The 17,202-nt window shown below is 68.9% G+C and carries 15 protein-coding genes; 9 read left to right on the forward strand and 6 right to left on the reverse strand.

Annotated features, from left to right (window positions below; genetic code table 11):
* The first annotated feature begins 123 nt into the window (after positions 1-123).
* The 4 genes from AC6JA9_RS20740 to AC6JA9_RS20755 all read left to right on the forward strand — a co-directional run bounded on the left by AC6JA9_RS20740 (position 124) and on the right by AC6JA9_RS20755 (position 4,178).
* Positions 124-675, forward strand: a complete 552-nt coding sequence (locus tag AC6JA9_RS20740; protein WP_141332539.1) for an RNA polymerase sigma factor — start codon at positions 124-126, stop codon at positions 673-675.
* Positions 672-1,442, forward strand: coding sequence for a hypothetical protein (locus AC6JA9_RS20745; protein WP_473565519.1), 771 nt, complete (start codon positions 672-674; stop codon positions 1,440-1,442). The genes AC6JA9_RS20740 and AC6JA9_RS20745 overlap by 4 nt, the downstream gene beginning before the upstream one ends.
* A complete protein-coding gene (locus AC6JA9_RS20750) occupies positions 1,439-3,028 on the forward strand; it encodes a caspase family protein (RefSeq protein ID WP_267696300.1) in 1,590 nt (529 codons plus the stop codon). The genes AC6JA9_RS20745 and AC6JA9_RS20750 overlap by 4 nt, the downstream gene beginning before the upstream one ends.
* 229 nt (positions 3,029-3,257) lie before the next feature.
* Positions 3,258-4,178: a hypothetical protein gene (locus AC6JA9_RS20755; RefSeq protein ID WP_223748760.1), complete on the forward strand. Its 921-nt coding sequence runs from the start codon at positions 3,258-3,260 to the stop codon at positions 4,176-4,178.
* Positions 4,179-4,205: 27 nt separating this feature from the next.
* Here AC6JA9_RS20755 and AC6JA9_RS20760 read toward each other — a convergent pair whose 3' ends face one another.
* Complete coding sequence (locus tag AC6JA9_RS20760) at positions 4,206-4,799, reverse strand: hypothetical protein (RefSeq protein WP_223748759.1); 594 nt, start codon at positions 4,797-4,799, stop codon at positions 4,206-4,208.
* A 271-nt stretch (positions 4,800-5,070) separates the two neighbouring features.
* Between AC6JA9_RS20760 and AC6JA9_RS20765 the strand changes: the two genes are divergently transcribed.
* A complete protein-coding gene (locus AC6JA9_RS20765) occupies positions 5,071-5,889 on the forward strand; it encodes a GNAT family N-acyltransferase (protein ID WP_223783193.1) in 819 nt (272 codons plus the stop codon).
* A 76-nt stretch (positions 5,890-5,965) separates the two neighbouring features.
* The gene (locus tag AC6JA9_RS20770) at positions 5,966-6,664 is read left to right on the forward strand and encodes an iron-containing redox enzyme family protein (protein ID WP_267696299.1); all 699 of its coding nucleotides are present in this window, start codon (positions 5,966-5,968) and stop codon (positions 6,662-6,664) included.
* A 49-nt stretch (positions 6,665-6,713) separates the two neighbouring features.
* On the opposite strand, the gene AC6JA9_RS20775 is transcribed toward AC6JA9_RS20770, so the two are convergent.
* Positions 6,714-7,808, reverse strand: a complete 1,095-nt coding sequence (locus AC6JA9_RS20775; protein WP_267696298.1) for a helix-turn-helix transcriptional regulator — start codon at positions 7,806-7,808, stop codon at positions 6,714-6,716.
* 507 nt (positions 7,809-8,315) lie between these two features.
* Here AC6JA9_RS20775 and AC6JA9_RS20780 point away from each other — a divergent pair.
* Together AC6JA9_RS20780 and AC6JA9_RS20785 are read left to right on the forward strand one after the other, a co-directional pair.
* Complete coding sequence (locus AC6JA9_RS20780; RefSeq protein WP_223748755.1) at positions 8,316-8,957, forward strand: hypothetical protein; 642 nt, start codon at positions 8,316-8,318, stop codon at positions 8,955-8,957.
* Positions 8,958-9,108: 151 nt separating this feature from the next.
* Positions 9,109-10,551 carry a serine hydrolase domain-containing protein gene (locus AC6JA9_RS20785; protein ID WP_267696297.1) on the forward strand — a complete coding sequence of 481 codons (1,443 nt, stop codon included), beginning with the start codon at positions 9,109-9,111 and terminating at the stop codon, positions 10,549-10,551.
* On the opposite strand, the gene AC6JA9_RS20790 is transcribed toward AC6JA9_RS20785, so the two are convergent.
* From AC6JA9_RS20790 to AC6JA9_RS20805, 4 genes are all read right to left on the reverse strand, one after another.
* Positions 10,552-11,841, reverse strand: coding sequence for an adenylate/guanylate cyclase domain-containing protein (locus AC6JA9_RS20790; protein ID WP_267696296.1), 1,290 nt, complete (start codon positions 11,839-11,841; stop codon positions 10,552-10,554).
* Between the two features lie 110 nt (positions 11,842-11,951).
* The gene (locus AC6JA9_RS20795) at positions 11,952-12,239 is read right to left on the reverse strand and encodes a hypothetical protein (protein ID WP_267696295.1); all 288 of its coding nucleotides are present in this window, start codon (positions 12,237-12,239) and stop codon (positions 11,952-11,954) included.
* A 22-nt stretch (positions 12,240-12,261) separates the two neighbouring features.
* The gene (locus AC6JA9_RS20800) at positions 12,262-13,020 is read right to left on the reverse strand and encodes a DUF5953 family protein (RefSeq protein ID WP_223783199.1); all 759 of its coding nucleotides are present in this window, start codon (positions 13,018-13,020) and stop codon (positions 12,262-12,264) included.
* Positions 13,017-13,601, reverse strand: a complete 585-nt coding sequence (locus AC6JA9_RS20805) for a DUF6310 domain-containing protein (protein WP_497960532.1) — start codon at positions 13,599-13,601, stop codon at positions 13,017-13,019. The genes AC6JA9_RS20800 and AC6JA9_RS20805 overlap by 4 nt, the downstream gene beginning before the upstream one ends.
* Positions 13,602-14,098: 497 nt before the next feature.
* Between AC6JA9_RS20805 and AC6JA9_RS20810 the strand changes: the two genes are divergently transcribed.
* Positions 14,099-17,167, forward strand: a complete 3,069-nt coding sequence (locus AC6JA9_RS20810) for an error-prone DNA polymerase (RefSeq protein WP_267696293.1) — start codon at positions 14,099-14,101, stop codon at positions 17,165-17,167.
* Positions 17,168-17,202: the final 35 nt, after the last annotated feature.

The raw sequence follows: 17,202 nt of genomic DNA on the forward strand, positions 1-17,202 counted from the left end.
CCCGGGAAATGTCCCACGGAATGAGGGTCATGCGTCTCGCCTGGCGGGACGTGCCCCCGCTGGCGCCCGTGCCGGGCGAGACTGACGACGGGGGCGGCAATCGGCCCAGGGTGAGGTCCGTGCGTGCGCGAGCCGGCGAACGAGGTCGAGCAGACCGAGGGCTACTACCGTCGCTATGGCGAAGCCGTGCATCGGCGGTGTCTGCGACTGCTCGGCGATGAGGCGCTGGCCTGGGATTCGACGCAGGAGGTCTTCCTGCGCGTCCACTCCAACCTGAAGCAGCTGCGCGCCGCGGGCTCCGCCTTGTCGTGGCTGCTCACCGTGGCGGACCGACAATGCTTCTCCGTGCTGCGCCGCCAGCGCACCGAGGCCACCCATGCGCTGTCTCGACTGGCGCCACTTCCGGAGGCCCGCGCATCGCCGGAGGCCGCGCTGGAGCGGCTTCTGGTGGACGCGGACCTGGTCAGGCGGGTCCTCGCGCACTGTCCGGAGGACGTCCAGCGCATCGTCGCCCATCGCTTCATCGACGAGCTGGAGCAGGAGCAGATCGCCACGCTGCTCGACGTCTCCCGCAAGACGGTGCAGCGCAAGCTGCAGACCTTCTTCGACACCGCGCGGCGACTCCTGGAGGTCGCCCCCCGCACCGAGCCTCGAAAGGGAACGGCCCCCGCATGAACCCCACCTCCATCCCTCGCTTCCCGGGCGTGCCGGACCTCCTGCTGGAGCGCTACCTGTGTGACGAGCTCTCCCGGGAAGAGGCCCGGCGCGTGGAAGAGGCGGCGCGCGTCTCGCCCGAACTCGCGGCGCACCTGCGGGAGCGCCAGGCCGAGAAGGCCGCCTTCGCCCTCGTGCGCCCCTTCGGCCCGGTGCGGGCCCGACTGGAGACCCCGCGTCCGGGCCGCTGGCGCGGGCTCTGGCATTGGAGCCATCCCGTGCTGGTGCTCGGCGTCGTGCTCGCGGCGGTGCTGCCCCGGCTCGTCACCCTCGAGGAGGTGGAGAAGGTTCGCGTGCGCGGCGGGCTCACCGCGCGAGTGCTCGTCAAGCGAGGTGACGCGGTCTTCGAGCAGGGGCCCGGTGTGGTGTTGCGCCCCGGAGACCGGGTCCGGGTGGAGGTGGAGGACGTCAACGGCGGCGCGCTCTATGTCCTGGCGCTGAGCGAGCGCGGCCGCGTCACACCCCTCCAGGGCTTCGAGGCCACCGGCGGCGCGTTGTCCATGGGGCCAGGCCGATGGGTGCTGCCCGGGAGCCTGGAGCTGGATGACGCCCCCGAACAGGAGGCGCTGGTGGTGGTGCTCGCCTCCGATGCCCCGAGTGCTCCATCGCCCCAGACCGTCCAGCGCTGGCTGGAGCACGCGGCGAGGGAGACGGCCTTCCCACCGTCACCCACGCCGCTCCCTGGCACCCGCCACACCGTCCACGTCCTCTCCAAGGAGCTGCCATGAGGACGGTGCTGCGCTTCGGTGTCCTGCTCGCCCTGGTCGTTACCTCCGTCGCGAGCGCGGAGAGCCGGTTCTCCATCAGCGTGGGCCACAACCTGGGCCGGGACACGGACGAGCCTTTGCGCTGGGCCCAGCAGGACGCCGAGCGCATGGACGCCGTCTTCGGCCAGCTCGGCGGAGTCCCCGAGGACCGTCGTCTCCTGCTGCGCGGTGAGTCCGTCTCCAATCTCAAGCTCGGGCTCGCGCGGATGCGAGGCCGCATCGAGGAGGCGCGGCGCGCTGGAGAGCGCACGCTGCTGTTCTTCTTCTACTCGGGCCACGGTGACGAGTCGGCCCTGCGCCTGGGCGGCGAGGCGCTCCCGCTCGCGGAGCTGCAACGCCTGCTGTCGGAGGTCCCCGCCACCGTCACCGTCGCGGTGCTGGACGCCTGTCACAGCGGCGCGCTCGTGCGAGGCCGCTCCAAGGGCCTCAAGTCCGCGCCCGCGTTCGACATCTCCTTCCTCCGCCAGGTGGGACCGCAGGGGCGCGTGTTCATCGCATCCGCGGGGGCTCACGAGGTGGCGCAGGAGTCGGACAGCCTCCGGGGTTCGTTCTTCACGCACCACCTGATTTCAGGCCTGAGGGGCGCGGCGGACGTGGACGCCGATGGCCGCGTCTCGCTCACGGAGGCCTATGGCCACGTCTACCACCGCACCCTGGCGGGCTCGCACGCCTCCACGGCGGCGGTGCAGCACCCGGAGCTGTCCAGCCAGCTCGCGGGAGAAGGGGACCTGTTCCTCACCACGCTCTCGCGGGCCCACGCGCAGCTCGAGCTGCCACCACGGGTGGGAGACAGCGTCGTGCTCGTGGACGAGCGCACGTTGCAGGTCATGGCGGAGGTGGAGCCCCGAGGTGAAGAGCCGGTGCGCGTCGCGCTGCCAGCGGGTCGCTATCGGGTCCAGGTGCGGCGAGGCCCCCAGGTGCTCTACGGCAAGGTGTACCTGCCCTGGGGCGACAAGCAGCGCCTGGAGCCCGCGTCGCTGGAGGTCCGCACGCTGGCCCTGCACCAGCGCAAGGGCGCGCTCCTGGAGTCCAGCAACTGGCGGCTCCAGGCGGCGGTGGGCGCGGGCCGCTCGTCGACGCAGCTGGGAGGGTGGGGGCCTCAGGTGGGAGTGCTGCTCGCGAGGGAGAGCTCCGGTGGGCTTGGGTTGTCCTTCCTCGGAGGACTCAGCCTGGGGGGCACCCGGGGCGCAACGAACGCGCAGAGATTCGAGCAGGTGGAGCTGGGGCTGTGGAGTGGCCTGGGCCTCGCGGGCTCGGTGGGGCGAGTCTGGATGGGAGCCCACGCGGGCCTCGGTGTGCTGGGCCTGGCTCAGCGCGCGACGAGCCCGGATGCGGAGCGCCGCCGCGAGCTGGGCCTCCCCACGCGACGGACACGCACGGGCGCGGGCGCGGCCACCTTCGCCGCGCTCTCCGCGGAGGTCCCGGTGAGCGCGCGCACGGGCCTCTTCGCCCGGCTGGGCGGCCATGTCGCGCTGATGCGCGAGGACGAGAAGCTCAGGACGCAACTCGCGCCACAGTTGATGCTGGGTTGCACCTGGGGGCTGTGAGCGTGGGTGGCATGTCCCACGTGAGTCCGTCCACGCGTCTCCTTGCTCGCATCGACTGGATGGCGCGAGCGCTTCGAGAAGAGGGCGCGCGGGTTCGCCGGCTGATGCCTGTCACGTGACCTGGGATTGCGCCCGGGTCCGAGAGGAAGGCCATATGACGACGATGCGGGAGCGCGGTTTCTGGAAGTGGAGCCTGCTTGCACTGGCATTGACGGGATGCGGTGGTGTCATGGGAGACGAGGCGGAGGACGAAGCCCTGCTGACGCTGGAGGGCACGCTGCGCGCCTCTTCCACCTTCGACCTGGGGAACTCCGACCGCATTCGCGCGTCGCTCCTCTGGGATGTCTGGCCCAAGGTCGTCGTGGACTGCATGGTCCAGCGGACGTACCCGGAGGGCCTCGCCCGGTGCCAGCGATTGGCCCCGAAGACGTCGTACCACCACCCCGACGCGGACGTCAGGGTCAACGGCCACTTCCCCAACACCTTCAGCATGTCCCTCAATCGCCTGCCGGATCCCGCGGCACTGATTGGAGAGGAGGGCTCCAAGCTGGGCATGGCCTACGTGATGGCCTACGTGGACGGCAACGGCAACGGCACCCTGGACCGGGTGTCGAACGAGGCCACTTCCAGCCCTGACATCGTCGTCGGGTTCCAGTCGGGCTTCAGCGCGGACTCGACGGAGCAGTCCTTCATCCTGTACCGCGAGGGCGCGCTCCACCCGCTCTACCGCTTCGACTTCCCGGACTGCCCGGAGATTCCCCAGGGGTACTCCGTGGTGACGCTGCACTACACGGAAGAAGGGACGGAGTGCACCGTGAAGACGCGCAGGGTGGACCTGGACATGGATCTGGAGGCGAACCAGGCCTTCCAGCAGCTCGCCTGCGAGGAGCCCAACGCTCGAGTCCTCCTGGACACGGTGCGCGCCTCCACCGTGGGGCCTCCGCCCGTGGGGAGCACCCAGCGGTGCGGCACGTTCATCCACTCCATCTCGCGCAATGACCAGGTGCTGTACGTGAATCCCCACCCCGAGCGCTTCTGCTCCGTGGCGAACACGGAGGTGTACATGCTGAAGGACTACTGGGATGGCACCTGGGATGACCGGGCCTCGCCGCCGTCCTGGTGGCCCTGCCCGGTGGTGACCACGCCCTGAGGTGACGACCGCGGGGGCCCGCGCCCGTCACTGCCGCGGATAGGAGTCCTTCGCGGCTTCCCGGCGGGCGCGCTCCGCGGCCTCGCTCTCCTCTCGCCGACGGTCCGCTGCCGCGCGCTCTTCGATGGCGCGCGTCAGCGCCTCCGGCGTCTTCTCTCGGAGGAGCGGGGCGAGCTGCTCGAGCGCGCGCTGGAGGTCGGGGAAGGGAACCCGGTTCTTGTCGACCAGGATCTTCCACGGCTCGGAGACCGAGGTCCGCTCCAGGTCGAAGGTGACGTGCTGCACCTGCCGCTCGGTGGGGACGTCGATGCGGGCCCCTGTGAACCGGTCCTGCTCGCAAGCGCTGACCCAGACGGACTCGTGCGAGCCCGACTTCATCCGCCGTCCTCGAACGCCGTACTGGACCTTGCAGAGCTTCAGGGAGCCCAGCTGCGCCTGGATGCCGGCCATCTCCTGGAGCGCGCCGACGTCGATCTCCTCACTGTCTCCGGCCGAGCCACCTGACCCGCCCAGCATGACCCCGGCTCCCAGGGCGCCCGCCATGACCATCACTGCGGCGCCGGCGAAGAGGACCACCTTGTTGTTGGACCTGGGCGCGGGGGACGGGCGGGATGGGCTCATGGAGGAAGCACCTTAAGTGGGGGCTCTCGGGGAGAGAAATCGAAAGATGTCTCCCCGCATCGGGTGCGGCGCGGGCTGATGACTCGACGTGGATGGTGGCAACCCCTGCGGGGGGGATGAAGAACGACTGGGCGGGGATGAATCCGCCCGGGTGATATCGCGCACCCACGTGCGCCAGCGCTCCTCCGCCGTCGAACTCGGGTCTCCCGTCACGAAAGGACGTGAGAGGGCGGTGAGACACCGACCCTCTTCGTGACCAGGAGGGGTACCCATGACGTGCAGACACGGGCGCTGGCGTTGGTGTGTCGCCGCCACCCAGAAGGAACTCGATGCCGTGGCGCGCATCCGCTGGGCGGTCTTCGGCGGAGAGCTGGGCTTGTTGTCCGAGCAGTCCGCGGTGTCCCGGCGGGAGGTGACGTGCGTCGACACGCTCGACACCACGGTGCACGTGCTCGTCCATGCCGGTGACGAGCCGGTGGCGACGATGCGCGTGGCGCTGCCCAACGCGGAGGTGGCGGCGAACCTGGGCGGGAAGGTGGGGCTCGAGATGGAGCAGCGGGTGGACCTCTCGGGGCTGCTCCAGCCGGGGAGGCTGGTCGCGGAGCCCTCGCGCTTCTGTGTGTTGCCCCAGTGGCGGCGCTCGGAGGCCGTCACGTGGCTGCAGGCGGGCATGTACGCGGAGAGCCGGCGGCGCGGCGTGACGCACTGGATTGCGTCCGCGAACCTGGAGACGGACTCGGCCGAGGACGCGCGCCTCGCGTGGCGGGTGGCGGCCCGACGCGGTTGGCTGAGCCCTCACTGGCGCGTCTCCATCCCCGACACGTGTCGCGCCCCGGCACGGCCCCGCAGCCCCTTCTACACGCCCGAGGAGCGGGCGAGGGCGGCGCAGGGGCAATGGGACGGGCTGCGGCTGCCCCGGGCGCCCGCGCTCTTCGCCAGGACGATGGGCGCGCGCTTCATCGCCGAGCCCCTCTACGACACGTATTTCCAGTGGTTCACGCTGCCGCTCGTCATGGCGCTCGATGAGATTCCGACGGACTCCCTGGCGCGCTTCCACGCGCTGGAGCACGGCGTGAGCCTGGCCGCCTAGGCGGTCGCGGTTCCTTTCCCTTCACCTTCAACACGCAGCGACCGGGAGCCCCAGGGGCACCGGACAGGAGACGTACGTGCACACCCAGACGGAGAATCACGTGGGAGCGAATTGGTTGGCGGCGCTGGACGCGGAGGCGCGAGGACTGGTGGCGGCGGTGGACGCGCAGCCCGACGCTCGAAGCCTCCTCGAGGGCACCCTCGACAAGGAGGGCTACATCCACTTCCTCATCCAGACGTACCACTACGCCCGCTGGAGCACGCCCATCCTCGCGGAGGCGGGCGTGCGGCTGAGGCAGCAGGGCCGGCTCCCGGAGCTGGCGACGCTGCTCATCCAGAAGGGCGAGGAGGAGCGGGGGCACGACCGGTGGCTGCTGTCGGACCTGAAGAACCTGGGGTGCTCGGAGGAGGTCGTGGAGTCGGCGGCGCGCAGCCCCGCGGTGAAGGCCTATACCGGGTGGAACTTCTTCACCTCCCGCGCGGGCGTGGCGACGGCGGCGCTGGGGACCGCGTACGTGCTGGAGTACCTGTCACAGACGCGGGCGGGCCTGTGGGCCGAGCGGCTGCGGGAGCTGTCCACCATCCCCAACATCCGCAAGTCGGTGACGTTCCTGCGCAGCCACGGCGCGCTGGACGGGGACCACGTGGCGGAGATGGAGCGGCTCTTCGCGGGGCTGACGGAGCCGGAGGACCAGGAGGCGATCCTCTTCTCTGCCCGGGTCGCGCGGTGCGTCTACCCGCGCATCTTCCGTCAGGGCGGTGAGCTCGCGAGGTAGCGCTCCGCGCCCGCGAGTCGGAGGCACCTCCGACTCGCGGTGGGGCGCGTCACACCGGCTTGCTGAGGAGGGCGAGCTGGTAGAGGAAGTCGGCGCGGTCGTCGACGCCCAGCTTGCCGAAGAGGTTGCGCACGTGGGTCTTCACCGTCTGGTCGGAGATCTTGAGGTCGTCGGCGATCTGCCCGTTGGACCAGTTGCGGAGCACGCCCTTCGCGATGTCGAGCTCGCGGGTGGTGAGCTCGCGTTGCATGTGCAGGGGAAGGGGGATGGAGTGGGGGAGCTCGGTCAAGAGGAGGGCCCACTGGCGAGGAGCGTCATTGGCGGGCAGCTCGATGAACCGGCACGTGCGGTAGCCGTCGGGATGATTGACGACCCAGAGGTTCTTGCCGAGCCGCTCGTCCGGGGTCATCCGGATGAGGGTGTCCAGCTGCTCCTTGAAGGCAAACGGGAGCCCGGAGGCGTGGAGCTCCGACGGCGTGAACCAGCGCTCCAGCAGATGGGTGGCGTGCTGGGAGCGGAACACCTCGCGCCTGGGCGGCTCCAGGATGATGAAGGCGGAGTCGTCGCGCTGGTAGAGCTCCTGGAGCAGCTGCGCGCCGGCGGTCATGTCCTGGAAGTCCTGGCAGTTGCCGAGGGTGTTGGCGAAGTGCCGGGTGACGCTGGCGAGGGCGGTGACGCTCTGGTCGGGGAAGGGCGAGCGCTGGTGCCGGTAGAACGCGAGGGCGCCGACGAGGCCCGGGCGGATGGGCACGAGGACGGCCATGATGTGCTCCAGGGGCTGCTCCAGCTCCCGGCTGCGTTGATAGACGAGGGTGCGCTCGTAGTCCCGGCGTGAGAGGAGTTGCGTATCGCAGATGGGCACGCCGGGCTTGGCGAGGATGGGGTCCCGGAGGAAGTCATGGTCGACCAGGCCGGCATACTCCTCGAGGATGGGGATGCGGTGGCCGGGGACGTGCCAGCGGAAGTCGAGCGTGGGCGCAAGGCGCATGAGGCACAGCGCCATGGCGTCGGCCTGGACGAACTCGAGCATCGACGTGCGGCTCGCCTCGAGGGCTTTCGGAACGGAGCGCTGGCTGCCGAGCGCGATGATTGCGTTGTCCCGGACCACGAGCTCTCGAGTGTTGAAGTCCGTCGGATTGAACATCCACTCCTCCTGGTCAGGCCACCCCGTGGGGTGCGCCAGCATGTCCTTCATCCATACATAAGTCCGGGCTGTAAATCTGTCCCTCACCCCGCAGTGGTATGGACAGGAGGCCTCGATGGGCGTTGGTGTATGCCGAGTCAAAGACGACTCAGTGCATGGAGTCCGCGGACTGGTGCGGCGCACAGGCAACCAGGCCCCTCCTCGTTGAAAGCGTCATCGCATGAATCGGGGCGTGATGGCACCACCACGCCTCGGCTCGCGCCCGTGCTCGTCCCTGGTCTCGAGAAGGTCGTCGCGGTGGTCGCGGGCGCTCTCTTCTTGCTCGCGGATGGCCCCGTCGCCTGAGGCGCAACCTCTACGGTCGGCGTGTGGGCTTCTACGTGCTTGCGGTGGTGCCAGCGCTTCTTTAGAGAGGCGCTCAGCCGCGCAGTGCTCGGATGTCGTCGAGTGTCTCCTGGCGAGTGGCCGCGCGGCGCGAACGCCACTGCGCCATCACGAAAGCAATCCATGAACCGTTACATCGCAATTGTCGCGACGGGCCTTGCTGCGTCCATGCTCACCGCTTGTGGAGATGACGCCGAGAAGAAGCCGGGACCTTCGACGGAGGAGTCCGAGGGCTACACCTTGAGCGGGCAGGTGACGTCGTTGGAGCCCGCGATGGTTTCGGGTCGCAGCAAGGTGACCATCGCCTGGGACAACTGGATGGGATCGGGGGACGTCATCGTCTCCCAGGGCAACCGCCTGCTGACCGGGAGCGTTCCTGGGGCGTTCACCTTGACGCTGGAGGACGCACCTCCGACGGCGGCCCTCAACCACTTGAATCCCGGGCTGCTGGGCACGGGGTACTTCGCTGTCTACGACGATGTGGACGGTGATGGCGTCATGGACCTGGATGACGACGAGGCCCTCCAGGGACTCTCCATCCACCACGCGGTGCTCTACGTGCCGGAGGTGACGGAGGACGTCCTGGCGTGGCTGCGCAACAGGGGGCTCGTCACCAACCTGGAGGCGCTGAAGCCCGGCTTCAACCTGGCGCGGGGCGTCTGCCGCGAGGACCAGTCCTTCGACTCCCTGGAGATCATCCCCGTCGAGCCCGTGGAGGTGCTCGGTGGCGTCGACTTGAGCGACGGGTGTCTCAACATCCACTGAGTCGAAGTACCGCGTAGCGGTGGCCATGCGACGCGCGGAGCAGGTGCGTCGCGTGGCGCTCGGGGCGGGTGCACCGGCTCGCTCACCGTGGATTGACCCAGCGCCAGGGGGCTCCTTAAGGTGTGTTTCCACCTCTGGAAGGAACACCGGGATGTCTCGCCAGCTTGTCGCCGTGCTCTGCTGCGTGCTTGCCGTGGGGCCGTTGGCTGCTCCGGCGGCGAATCCAGAGCTGACCACTCGCCTCGACGCGCAACTGAAGCGCAACCGCGAGCGCTACGGTATCGCGGGTCAGGCCGTGCTCATCCGCCACAACGGTCAGCTCGTCTATCAGGCCGCGACCGGTGAAAAGGATGTCGAGCGCCACGCGCCTGTGTCGACCGACACCGTGTTCAACGCCTATTCGTTGGCCAAGCTGCTGGCCAGTGTGTTGGTGATGCAGTTGGTCGAGCAGGGCGGTGTCGAGCTGGATGCACCCGCCAGCCGCTATCTGCCCGAGCTTCCCGATGCGTGGAAGGCGATCAGCGTGCGCCACTTCCTGAACCACAGCTCCGGTGTGCCGGAGTACTTCGAGAACCGCGAGGGGACCCTGGTGTCGAAGGGACACGCGGGGCTTGCGCCCACGTTGGAGGCGGCGTTCGCGGGGCTGGCGGACACGCCGATGCAGTTCGCCACCGGCAGCAGCAACCGCTACACGCAGACGAACTTCCTGGTGCTGACCGCGTTGCTGGAAGCGCACTATCGTCAGCCCTATGCGGCCATCGTGCGCCAGCGCATCCTGAAGCCACTGGGGCTGCGCAACACCTGGCTGGGACCTGCTGGCGTGCCCTCCGCGCGCCTGGCCAGGGGGTACATCGGCAAGGACGGCGCGCTGCGGCGGGAGGATGATATCGCCTGGCCCGCCTATGCGCTGGGGCATGCCAGCCTGCACACCACCGTGGGAGATCTCGATCGCTTCCTGCAGGCGCTGGCCGCCGGCAATCTGGTGCGTCGGGCGACGCTCCAGACGCTGTTTCAGCCGCGGAAGCTCAGCACGGGTCGCGACAGTGGATTCATCAGTGGCTGGGAGTTCGGGCAGAGCGGCGACTATCGGCAGATGAGCCACGACGGTGGCACTCGCGTTCGGGCTCGCCTGTTGTTCAAGGACTCGCTGGCGGGTGACACCTGGACGTTCGTTTATTTCACCAACGGCAGCGTGCGCAATGTCTGGTCACGCACGCTGGTGGACAGCACCATGGCGCAGGTGGCGCCACGGCTGTTTCCTCGAGAGACGCTGTCCGAGCGGTTGATCACCCATGCCCTCGCTGATGATGGCGCGGACGACACGGCATTGAAGACCTGGTTGCGCGACGGCAGCGGCGTCGCCACGGAGGAGTTGGAGCGCGCGATCAACAGCGCCGGCTATTCCGTCCGAGAGAACCTCGGCGACCGCGCGGCGCTGAAGGTGTTCACCCTCAACACCGTGCTTCATCCGGAGTCAGCCAATGCCTGGGACAGCCTGGCTGAATGCCATGCCGCGCTGGGGGATGCGGTGATCGCGGCGGAGCTCTACGCGAAGTCGCGGCGACTGGCCGATGCCGTGAAGGCGAAGCCGTAATCAGGCGTGCGGGGTGATGACCGGCCTTCCTTCGGGCGTTGTCGGTGGCGCGATGGCCGTGGAGGGGACGAAGGTTGCGACGGGTTCGCTCTTGCCCTTGACCGCCACCGGAGGGGCAGGAGACCAGGTGAAGGTCTCTCCCGCGGTGGCGCGCGTGGATGAGGACACGAGCAGCGGCGTCCCCACCTGCTTGGTGAGCCCTTCGATGCGGCTGGCCAGATTCACCGCGTCACCGATCACCGTGTACTCGCGCCGCTGAGGGCTGCCGACGTCTCCCACGACGACGCGGCCGGTGTGGATGCCAATTCCGATCTGCAGTGGCTCCTCGCCCCGCGCCACGCGCTCCGTGTTGAGCGCCGCCAGCACGTCGAGCATCTCCAGTCCACACGACACGGCCGCGCGCGCATGGTCCGGGTGGTCCAGGGGGGCGCCGAAGTAAGCGAGGATGCCGTCGCCGATGAACTTGTCGAGCGTCCCGCCATGGCGGAACACCACCTCCACCATGCGCGACAGGTACTCGTTGAGCAGCGCGACCACCTGGGGGCTGTCCATCCGCTCGGACATGGAGGTGAAGCCGCGGATGTCGGAGAACAGCAGCGTCACCTCGCGATGCTGGCCCGTGGCGAGGCCGGTGCCTCGATCGGCGATGTGGCGGGCCACCTCGGGGGAGAAGTAGCGACCCAGGCGCTCGCGGCGAGCCTGCTCGCGGGAGATGCCATGCAGCAGGTGTTGGATGCGGTGCGTGGCATAGGCGAGCGTCAGGGCCGTGACGCCGAGGATGACGACGAGCACGGGGGCGAGGCTCCAGTCCTCGGCGGTGCCCTGACTCATGAGGAAGACCGAGAAGCCCATGCTCATCACCGCGCAGAGCGCCACGGTGCCCACGTCCAGCGACAGCACCGACAGCGCGAGGAGCACGCAGAACACCCCGCAGGACATGGGGCCGACGAGATCCGCGGGCACATCAGCCAGGAGGGTGACGTATTGCTGGATGAAGACCATGGGCGCGTCCACCAGCGCCACGGCCAGGCCCGCATAGCGGTACCCGCGAGTGAAGACCGCCGCCGCCCAGAGCACACCCGCGAGCACCAGGTAGACGCCCAGCGCCACTGGGGACGCGGGCCACGAGAGGCTCAGGCTCAAGCAGAGCCAGGCGAGCACACCGAAGAAGCGCAGCGCGCCCAGGCGTCGGGCCACGCGGAGCCGTTCGTCGACGAGGTTGCGCTCGAAGGCGATGGACAGGTCCGGCTCAGCCGGGTCGAGGAGAGGCGTCACGAGCTGCGGCAGCATGTATTCACGACGCTACCAGAGGCGACCCGGGCCCTTTCGCGTGAAGCGGGTCTGTCACCCGGGGTGTGTTTCGGACGGGGGCTCCGTCACCCCGGGTGATGCCTGTGGTTTCAGTCCGAGGACGCGTGGGCCGAGTCGGAGGTGTCTTGGCACATGCTGGGAGACGCGTCCGAACTGGAGGCACAGGTCTCGCTGGAGGTGCCATCGACCCAATCCGCCAGCCAGCCGCGAAAGCCGGTGAGTTCGAGCTCGCGTTGGCCGTAGATGCCGAGGGCTGCTTCAGCGGCGGCCTGTCGACACTTTCGCGCGTAGCGGTAGCCGAAGACGATTGCCCAGACTGCTCCCAGGAGACCCATCAGGACCGACAGCACCACCGCTGCTTGAAGTACCCAGGTCATGGCCACCTCCTGGTGGGACAATCTATCTCAAGTCCGAGCGGCCGCCGATCTGCGGGAAACGCTCATAAGTTCGCTTGAGGGCATCCAGGTGGGCGGGGTTGTCGAGATCGAGTGGAGCGTCCGTGAGTTGCACGACCCACCCACCCGATGCCGTGCGCCGCGACCGGGAGAGCAGGTCTGCGTCTCGTGCAGGGTCTGGGAATCCAATGGCCTTGGCGGCGGCCTCCGACCAGTAATTCAGCCACCCGAGGTAGTAGGGGATCTCGGGCGAGCGGATGTCCTCGAAGAGCTTCAAGGCGGGCAGTCCCCTGAGTGGAGACGGCGGCCCTTGCAGTGTGGGGGCTGTCTGATGGGCGATGTCAGTTGCGGCGTCGTCGGGCGTCGCACGTCCCCAGAATGCGCGGGCTCCTTCTGCCATGCCCTCGAAGATCGCCGTCGCCGCCGCGATCACGGGTTTTTCCAAGGGCAGCTCCGCATGCACTTGAAACTGTGCATGGCCGCCTGGGCTGAAGAGTCCATCCCTTTCCGAACCAGAGACTGTCACGGGAAAGCCCATGTCCCCGTTACACATGAGAGGGAAGCCTCCATCTACTGTATTCTTTGAGAGCCACTCATCTCGTTGAGGCAATGCGACGGGGCGCCCTCCGGTGGAGAGTCGCCACTCCAGTCGAAGGCCGGAGAGCGCCTTCTCCATTCCATGGATGACAGACAGTGGGCGGCCGTCGTTACCTGCGAGCGCGGGTGCATAGACAGTGATAATGAGAGTTTTTTGCTGAGTCATCGCCTGCAGCCTGTGACAACGATGGTGAGAGACTGATCTCGTCGCAACAGCGCGACTCTGTGCGCCTGGGTACTCACTCCCACGACGAGTTTGTATCCACAGGCCGCAGCGGCAGCGCGCTCTCTTCCGAGTTGCGCATATTCTCGCTCAATCTCCTGCCGCTGGACGAATGCATTGTACGTGTCGAACTGATGGGTCTTGATCTCCCACAGCACGCTCGCGCCGACTTGTAGCGCATCGAAGCGCACTCCGTTCACGATGACGTCCATCCCAGGGTAACGGTTTGGAGGAAACGTGTCGGCGCACGCGTTGTGCGGAGCATCATTCCCTGCGTGTGGCACAGGGATGGGCCGGCACTCCGGACGACGCTCTTGCTCCGCAGGCTCGGTTGGCACTGGTGGGAATGCGTCCTGACCCGCTGGCTCGCGCTTTCGATTCGCGGAAGGTTCCCGCAGGGCCGGCTTCGTCTGGAGCGAGGCCTCGTCATTCTCCGGGCTGCTCCCCCGCAGCTCATACGCCTCCAGCGCTTCCTCGATGACGACCCCCACCACCACGACACCCAAGACAATCACCGCGCCCACGACAATCTCGGGCGCGGCCAGGACACACAGGCCGATACCCAGGGCCGCCGCGCCCGCCGACGCGACCGTGCATCTCCGTGTCGGGTCGTTGAACCGGACCCGGTCATGGTCGAGCGCGTGGAAGCAGCGCTCCGCGAGTACGGGCCACGGTTGGGAGGCCTCGCGGACGACGCATCGTCCATCATCCCTCCACGGCAGCTCCGCCGCCCGCTGGAGGTTGGCGAGCCGCGTGGCCCGAGGTCCGAGGTCCGAGTTCCCTCGGACCCGGTGCCGACGTGGCGCACGCCGTGAGGAACAGCAGGAGTGCCGCACAGGCGCGCGAGCTCATGGTCACGCCCGTTCAATCAAGTGACGAAGCCGCAGGTCAAGGAGGCTCGGTCCTCGCGGGTCCCTCTGGAAGCACGTGGAAACAGCGGAACCGAACCCACCAAGTCCCTCGCACGTCGAACGAAGATCCGACCTGGCGCCTGAACGGCCGGTCAGTGTCTTGATCGGGCGTGGACTACGCCGAGCTCGTCTGTCGCTCCAACTTCTCGTTCCTGCGCGGGGCCTCGCACCCGGAGGAGCTCATCGTCACGGCCGCCCGGCTTGGTCAGCGCGCCCTGGCGCTGACGGACGCGGATGGTCTCTACGGGGCCGTGAAGGCCCACCTGGCCGCGAAGGAGCACGGCCTGCGCCTCATCCTGGGCGCGGAGCTGACGCTCGAGGACGGGCCTCGCGTGGTCGTCTACGCCGCGGACGCCGGGGGCTACTCCAACCTCTGCTCCCTGGTCTCCCAGAGCCGCATGACCCACCCCAAGGGTGAAGCCGGGCTGCCCTGGCGCGCCCTGGCGGAGCGCTCCAGGGGCCTCCTCGCGCTCCTCCCCGAACCCGCCCCCCTGGAGCGCATCGCCCCCCTCGCGGAGGCCTTCCCGGAGCGCTTCCACGTCGGCCTGTGCCGCACTCTGTCCGCCGGAGACTCCGCGCGCGAAGCGCAAGCCGTCGCACTGGCCCGAGAGCTGAGGACCCCCCTCGTCGTGCACAACGACGTGCACACGCACCACCGACGCCGTCAGCCGCTCCAGGACGTCCTGACCGCCGTGCGGTACGGCACCACCGTGGACCGCGTGGGCACGCGCCTGATGCCCAACGCGGAGCGCACGCTGAAGGGCCCCCAGGAGATGGCGCGCCTGTTCGCGGACCGGCCGGACGCGCTGGAGCGCACCGTGGAGCTGGCCTCGCGCTGCCGCGCCTCCCTGGACGACCTGCGCTACCGCTTCCCCGAGGAGGACCTGCCCCCGGGCCGCACCGCGGACGAGCACCTGCGCGCCCTGACCTACGAAGGGCTCACCGTCCGCTACCCAGCGGGTGTGCCCCCCGAGGTGGTCAAGCAGATCGAACACGAGCTGCGCCTCATCGCCGCGCTGGACTTCGCGGGTTACTTCCTGGCGCTCTGGGACATCGTCGGCTTCGCGCGGCGACGCGGAATCCTCTGCCAGGGCCGAGGCAGCGCGGCGAACTCGGCGGTCTGCTACGCGCTGCAGATCACCGCCATCGACCCGGTGCGCATGGGCCTGCTGTTCGAGCGCTTCCTCAGCATGGCCCGCAGGGAGCCCCCGGACATCGACGTGGACTTCGAGCACGAGCGGCGCGAGGAGGTCCTCCAGTACGTCTACGAGAAGCACGGCCGGCACCGCGCCGGCATGGTGTGCGAGGTCATCTGCTACCGGGGACGGCTCGCCCTGCGCGAGGCCGGCAAGGCCATGGGCCTGTCCCTGGACCAGGTCGACCGGCTCTCCAAGGTCTCCGCCGCCCACGGCTTCGAGGTGACGCCAGAGGTCCTTCTCGAGGCCGGCCTGTCCGCGTTCGACCGCCGCGTCCAGCGCACCCTGTCCCTCGCCTCCGAGCTGGAAGGCTTCCCCCGACACCTCTCCATCCACGTCGGTGGCTTCGTGATGACCCGCGAGCCCCTGACCCAGCTGGTCCCCGTGGAGAACGCGGCCATGCCCGGCCGCACCGTCATCCAGTGGGAGAAGGACGACATCAACTCCATCGGCCTGCTCAAGGTGGACCTGCTCGCCCTGGGCATGCTCACCGCGCTCTCGAAGTGTTTCACCCTGATTCGCGAGCACCACGGCCGTGAGCTGTCATTGGCCACCATCCCCGCCGAGGACCCCAGGGTCTACGACATGCTGTGCGAGGCGGACACCGTGGGCGTGTTCCAAATCGAGAGCCGCGCCCAGATGAACATGCTGCCCCGGCTCAAGCCGCGGACCTTCTACGACCTGGTCGTGGAGATCGCCCTCATCCGCCCCGGCCCCATCGTCGGGAAGATGGTCCACCCGTTCCTGCGCCGGAGGAACGGCGAGGAGACCGTCGTGTATCCGAGCGAGGCCGTGAAGGAGATCCTCGGCAAGACGCTCGGCGTGCCGCTCTTCCAGGAGCAGGCGATGAAGCTCGCCATGGTGGCCGCCGGCTTCTCCGCCGAGGAGGCGGACGGCCTTCGTCGCGTGCTGAGCCACAAGCGCGCCGAGTCGATGCTCCTCCAGTACCGGGGCCGCTTCGTGGAGGGCTGCCTGTCACGCGGCTACGCCCGCGCCCAGGCCGAGGAGTGGTTCGACAACTTCCGCGGCTTCGCGCACTACGGCTTCCCCGAGAGCCACTCCGCCAGCTTCGCGTTGATCTCCTACGCGTCCAGCTGGCTCAAGTGCCACTACCCGGCGGCCTTCACCACCGCGCTCCTGAACTCCCAACCCATGGGCTTCTACGCCCCGCACACCCTGGTCGCGGACGTGCAACGCCACGGCGTGGAGGTGCGCCCCGTCGACGTGCGCGTGTCCCGGTGGGACTGCACGCTGGAGGACGAGGGCAGGGCGCTGCGGCTCGGGCTGCGGATGGTGCGCGGCCTGGGCGAAGCCGCGGGCCGCCGCGTGGAGACGGGGCGCGGCGAGCACGGCTACACCGACGTCGGAGACCTGGCGCGGCGGGCCCGCATCCCCCGGCACGAGCTGACTCGCCTGGCCCTCGCCGGCGCGCTTGCGTCGCTGAGCGGCTCACGACGACAGGCCCTCTGGGACCTCCAGGCGCTGGGGCCGCTGGACTCGGACGACCTGTTCTTCGGCATGTCGATGGACGGCACGAAGGTGGAGCTGCCCTCGATGGACGTGTACGCGCGCGTCTGCGCGGACTACGACACCGTGGGCCTCTCCCTGGAGAAACACCCGCTGGAGCTCGTGCGCCCGCTGCTCAAGCGCCAGGGCGCGGTGACGGCGGAGGGCCTGAAGACGGTGGCCTCCGGGCGCACAGTGACGGTGGGCGGGATGATGATCTGCCGCCAGCGGCCTCCCACCGCACGCGGCATGTGCTTCCTCTCGCTGGAGGACGAGACGGGCATCGCCAACCTCGTGGTGCCTCCGGACGTCTACGAGCGCTGCCGCAAGGAGCTCCACGGCGCGCTGTTCCTGGTGGGGCAGGGCGTGCTGGAGCGCTCGGGCAAGGTGACCAACGTGAAGGTGAAGACGGTGTGGGGGCTCGAGGCCGCCGCCCGCCTGGAGCCCTCGAGCGAGCGGCGCCGCACCTCCGCCTGAGTCCCGCCAGGACGCACTGCCGGTCCGACGTCACT

The sequence above is a fragment of the Myxococcus sp. MH1 genome (assembly GCF_059738865.1).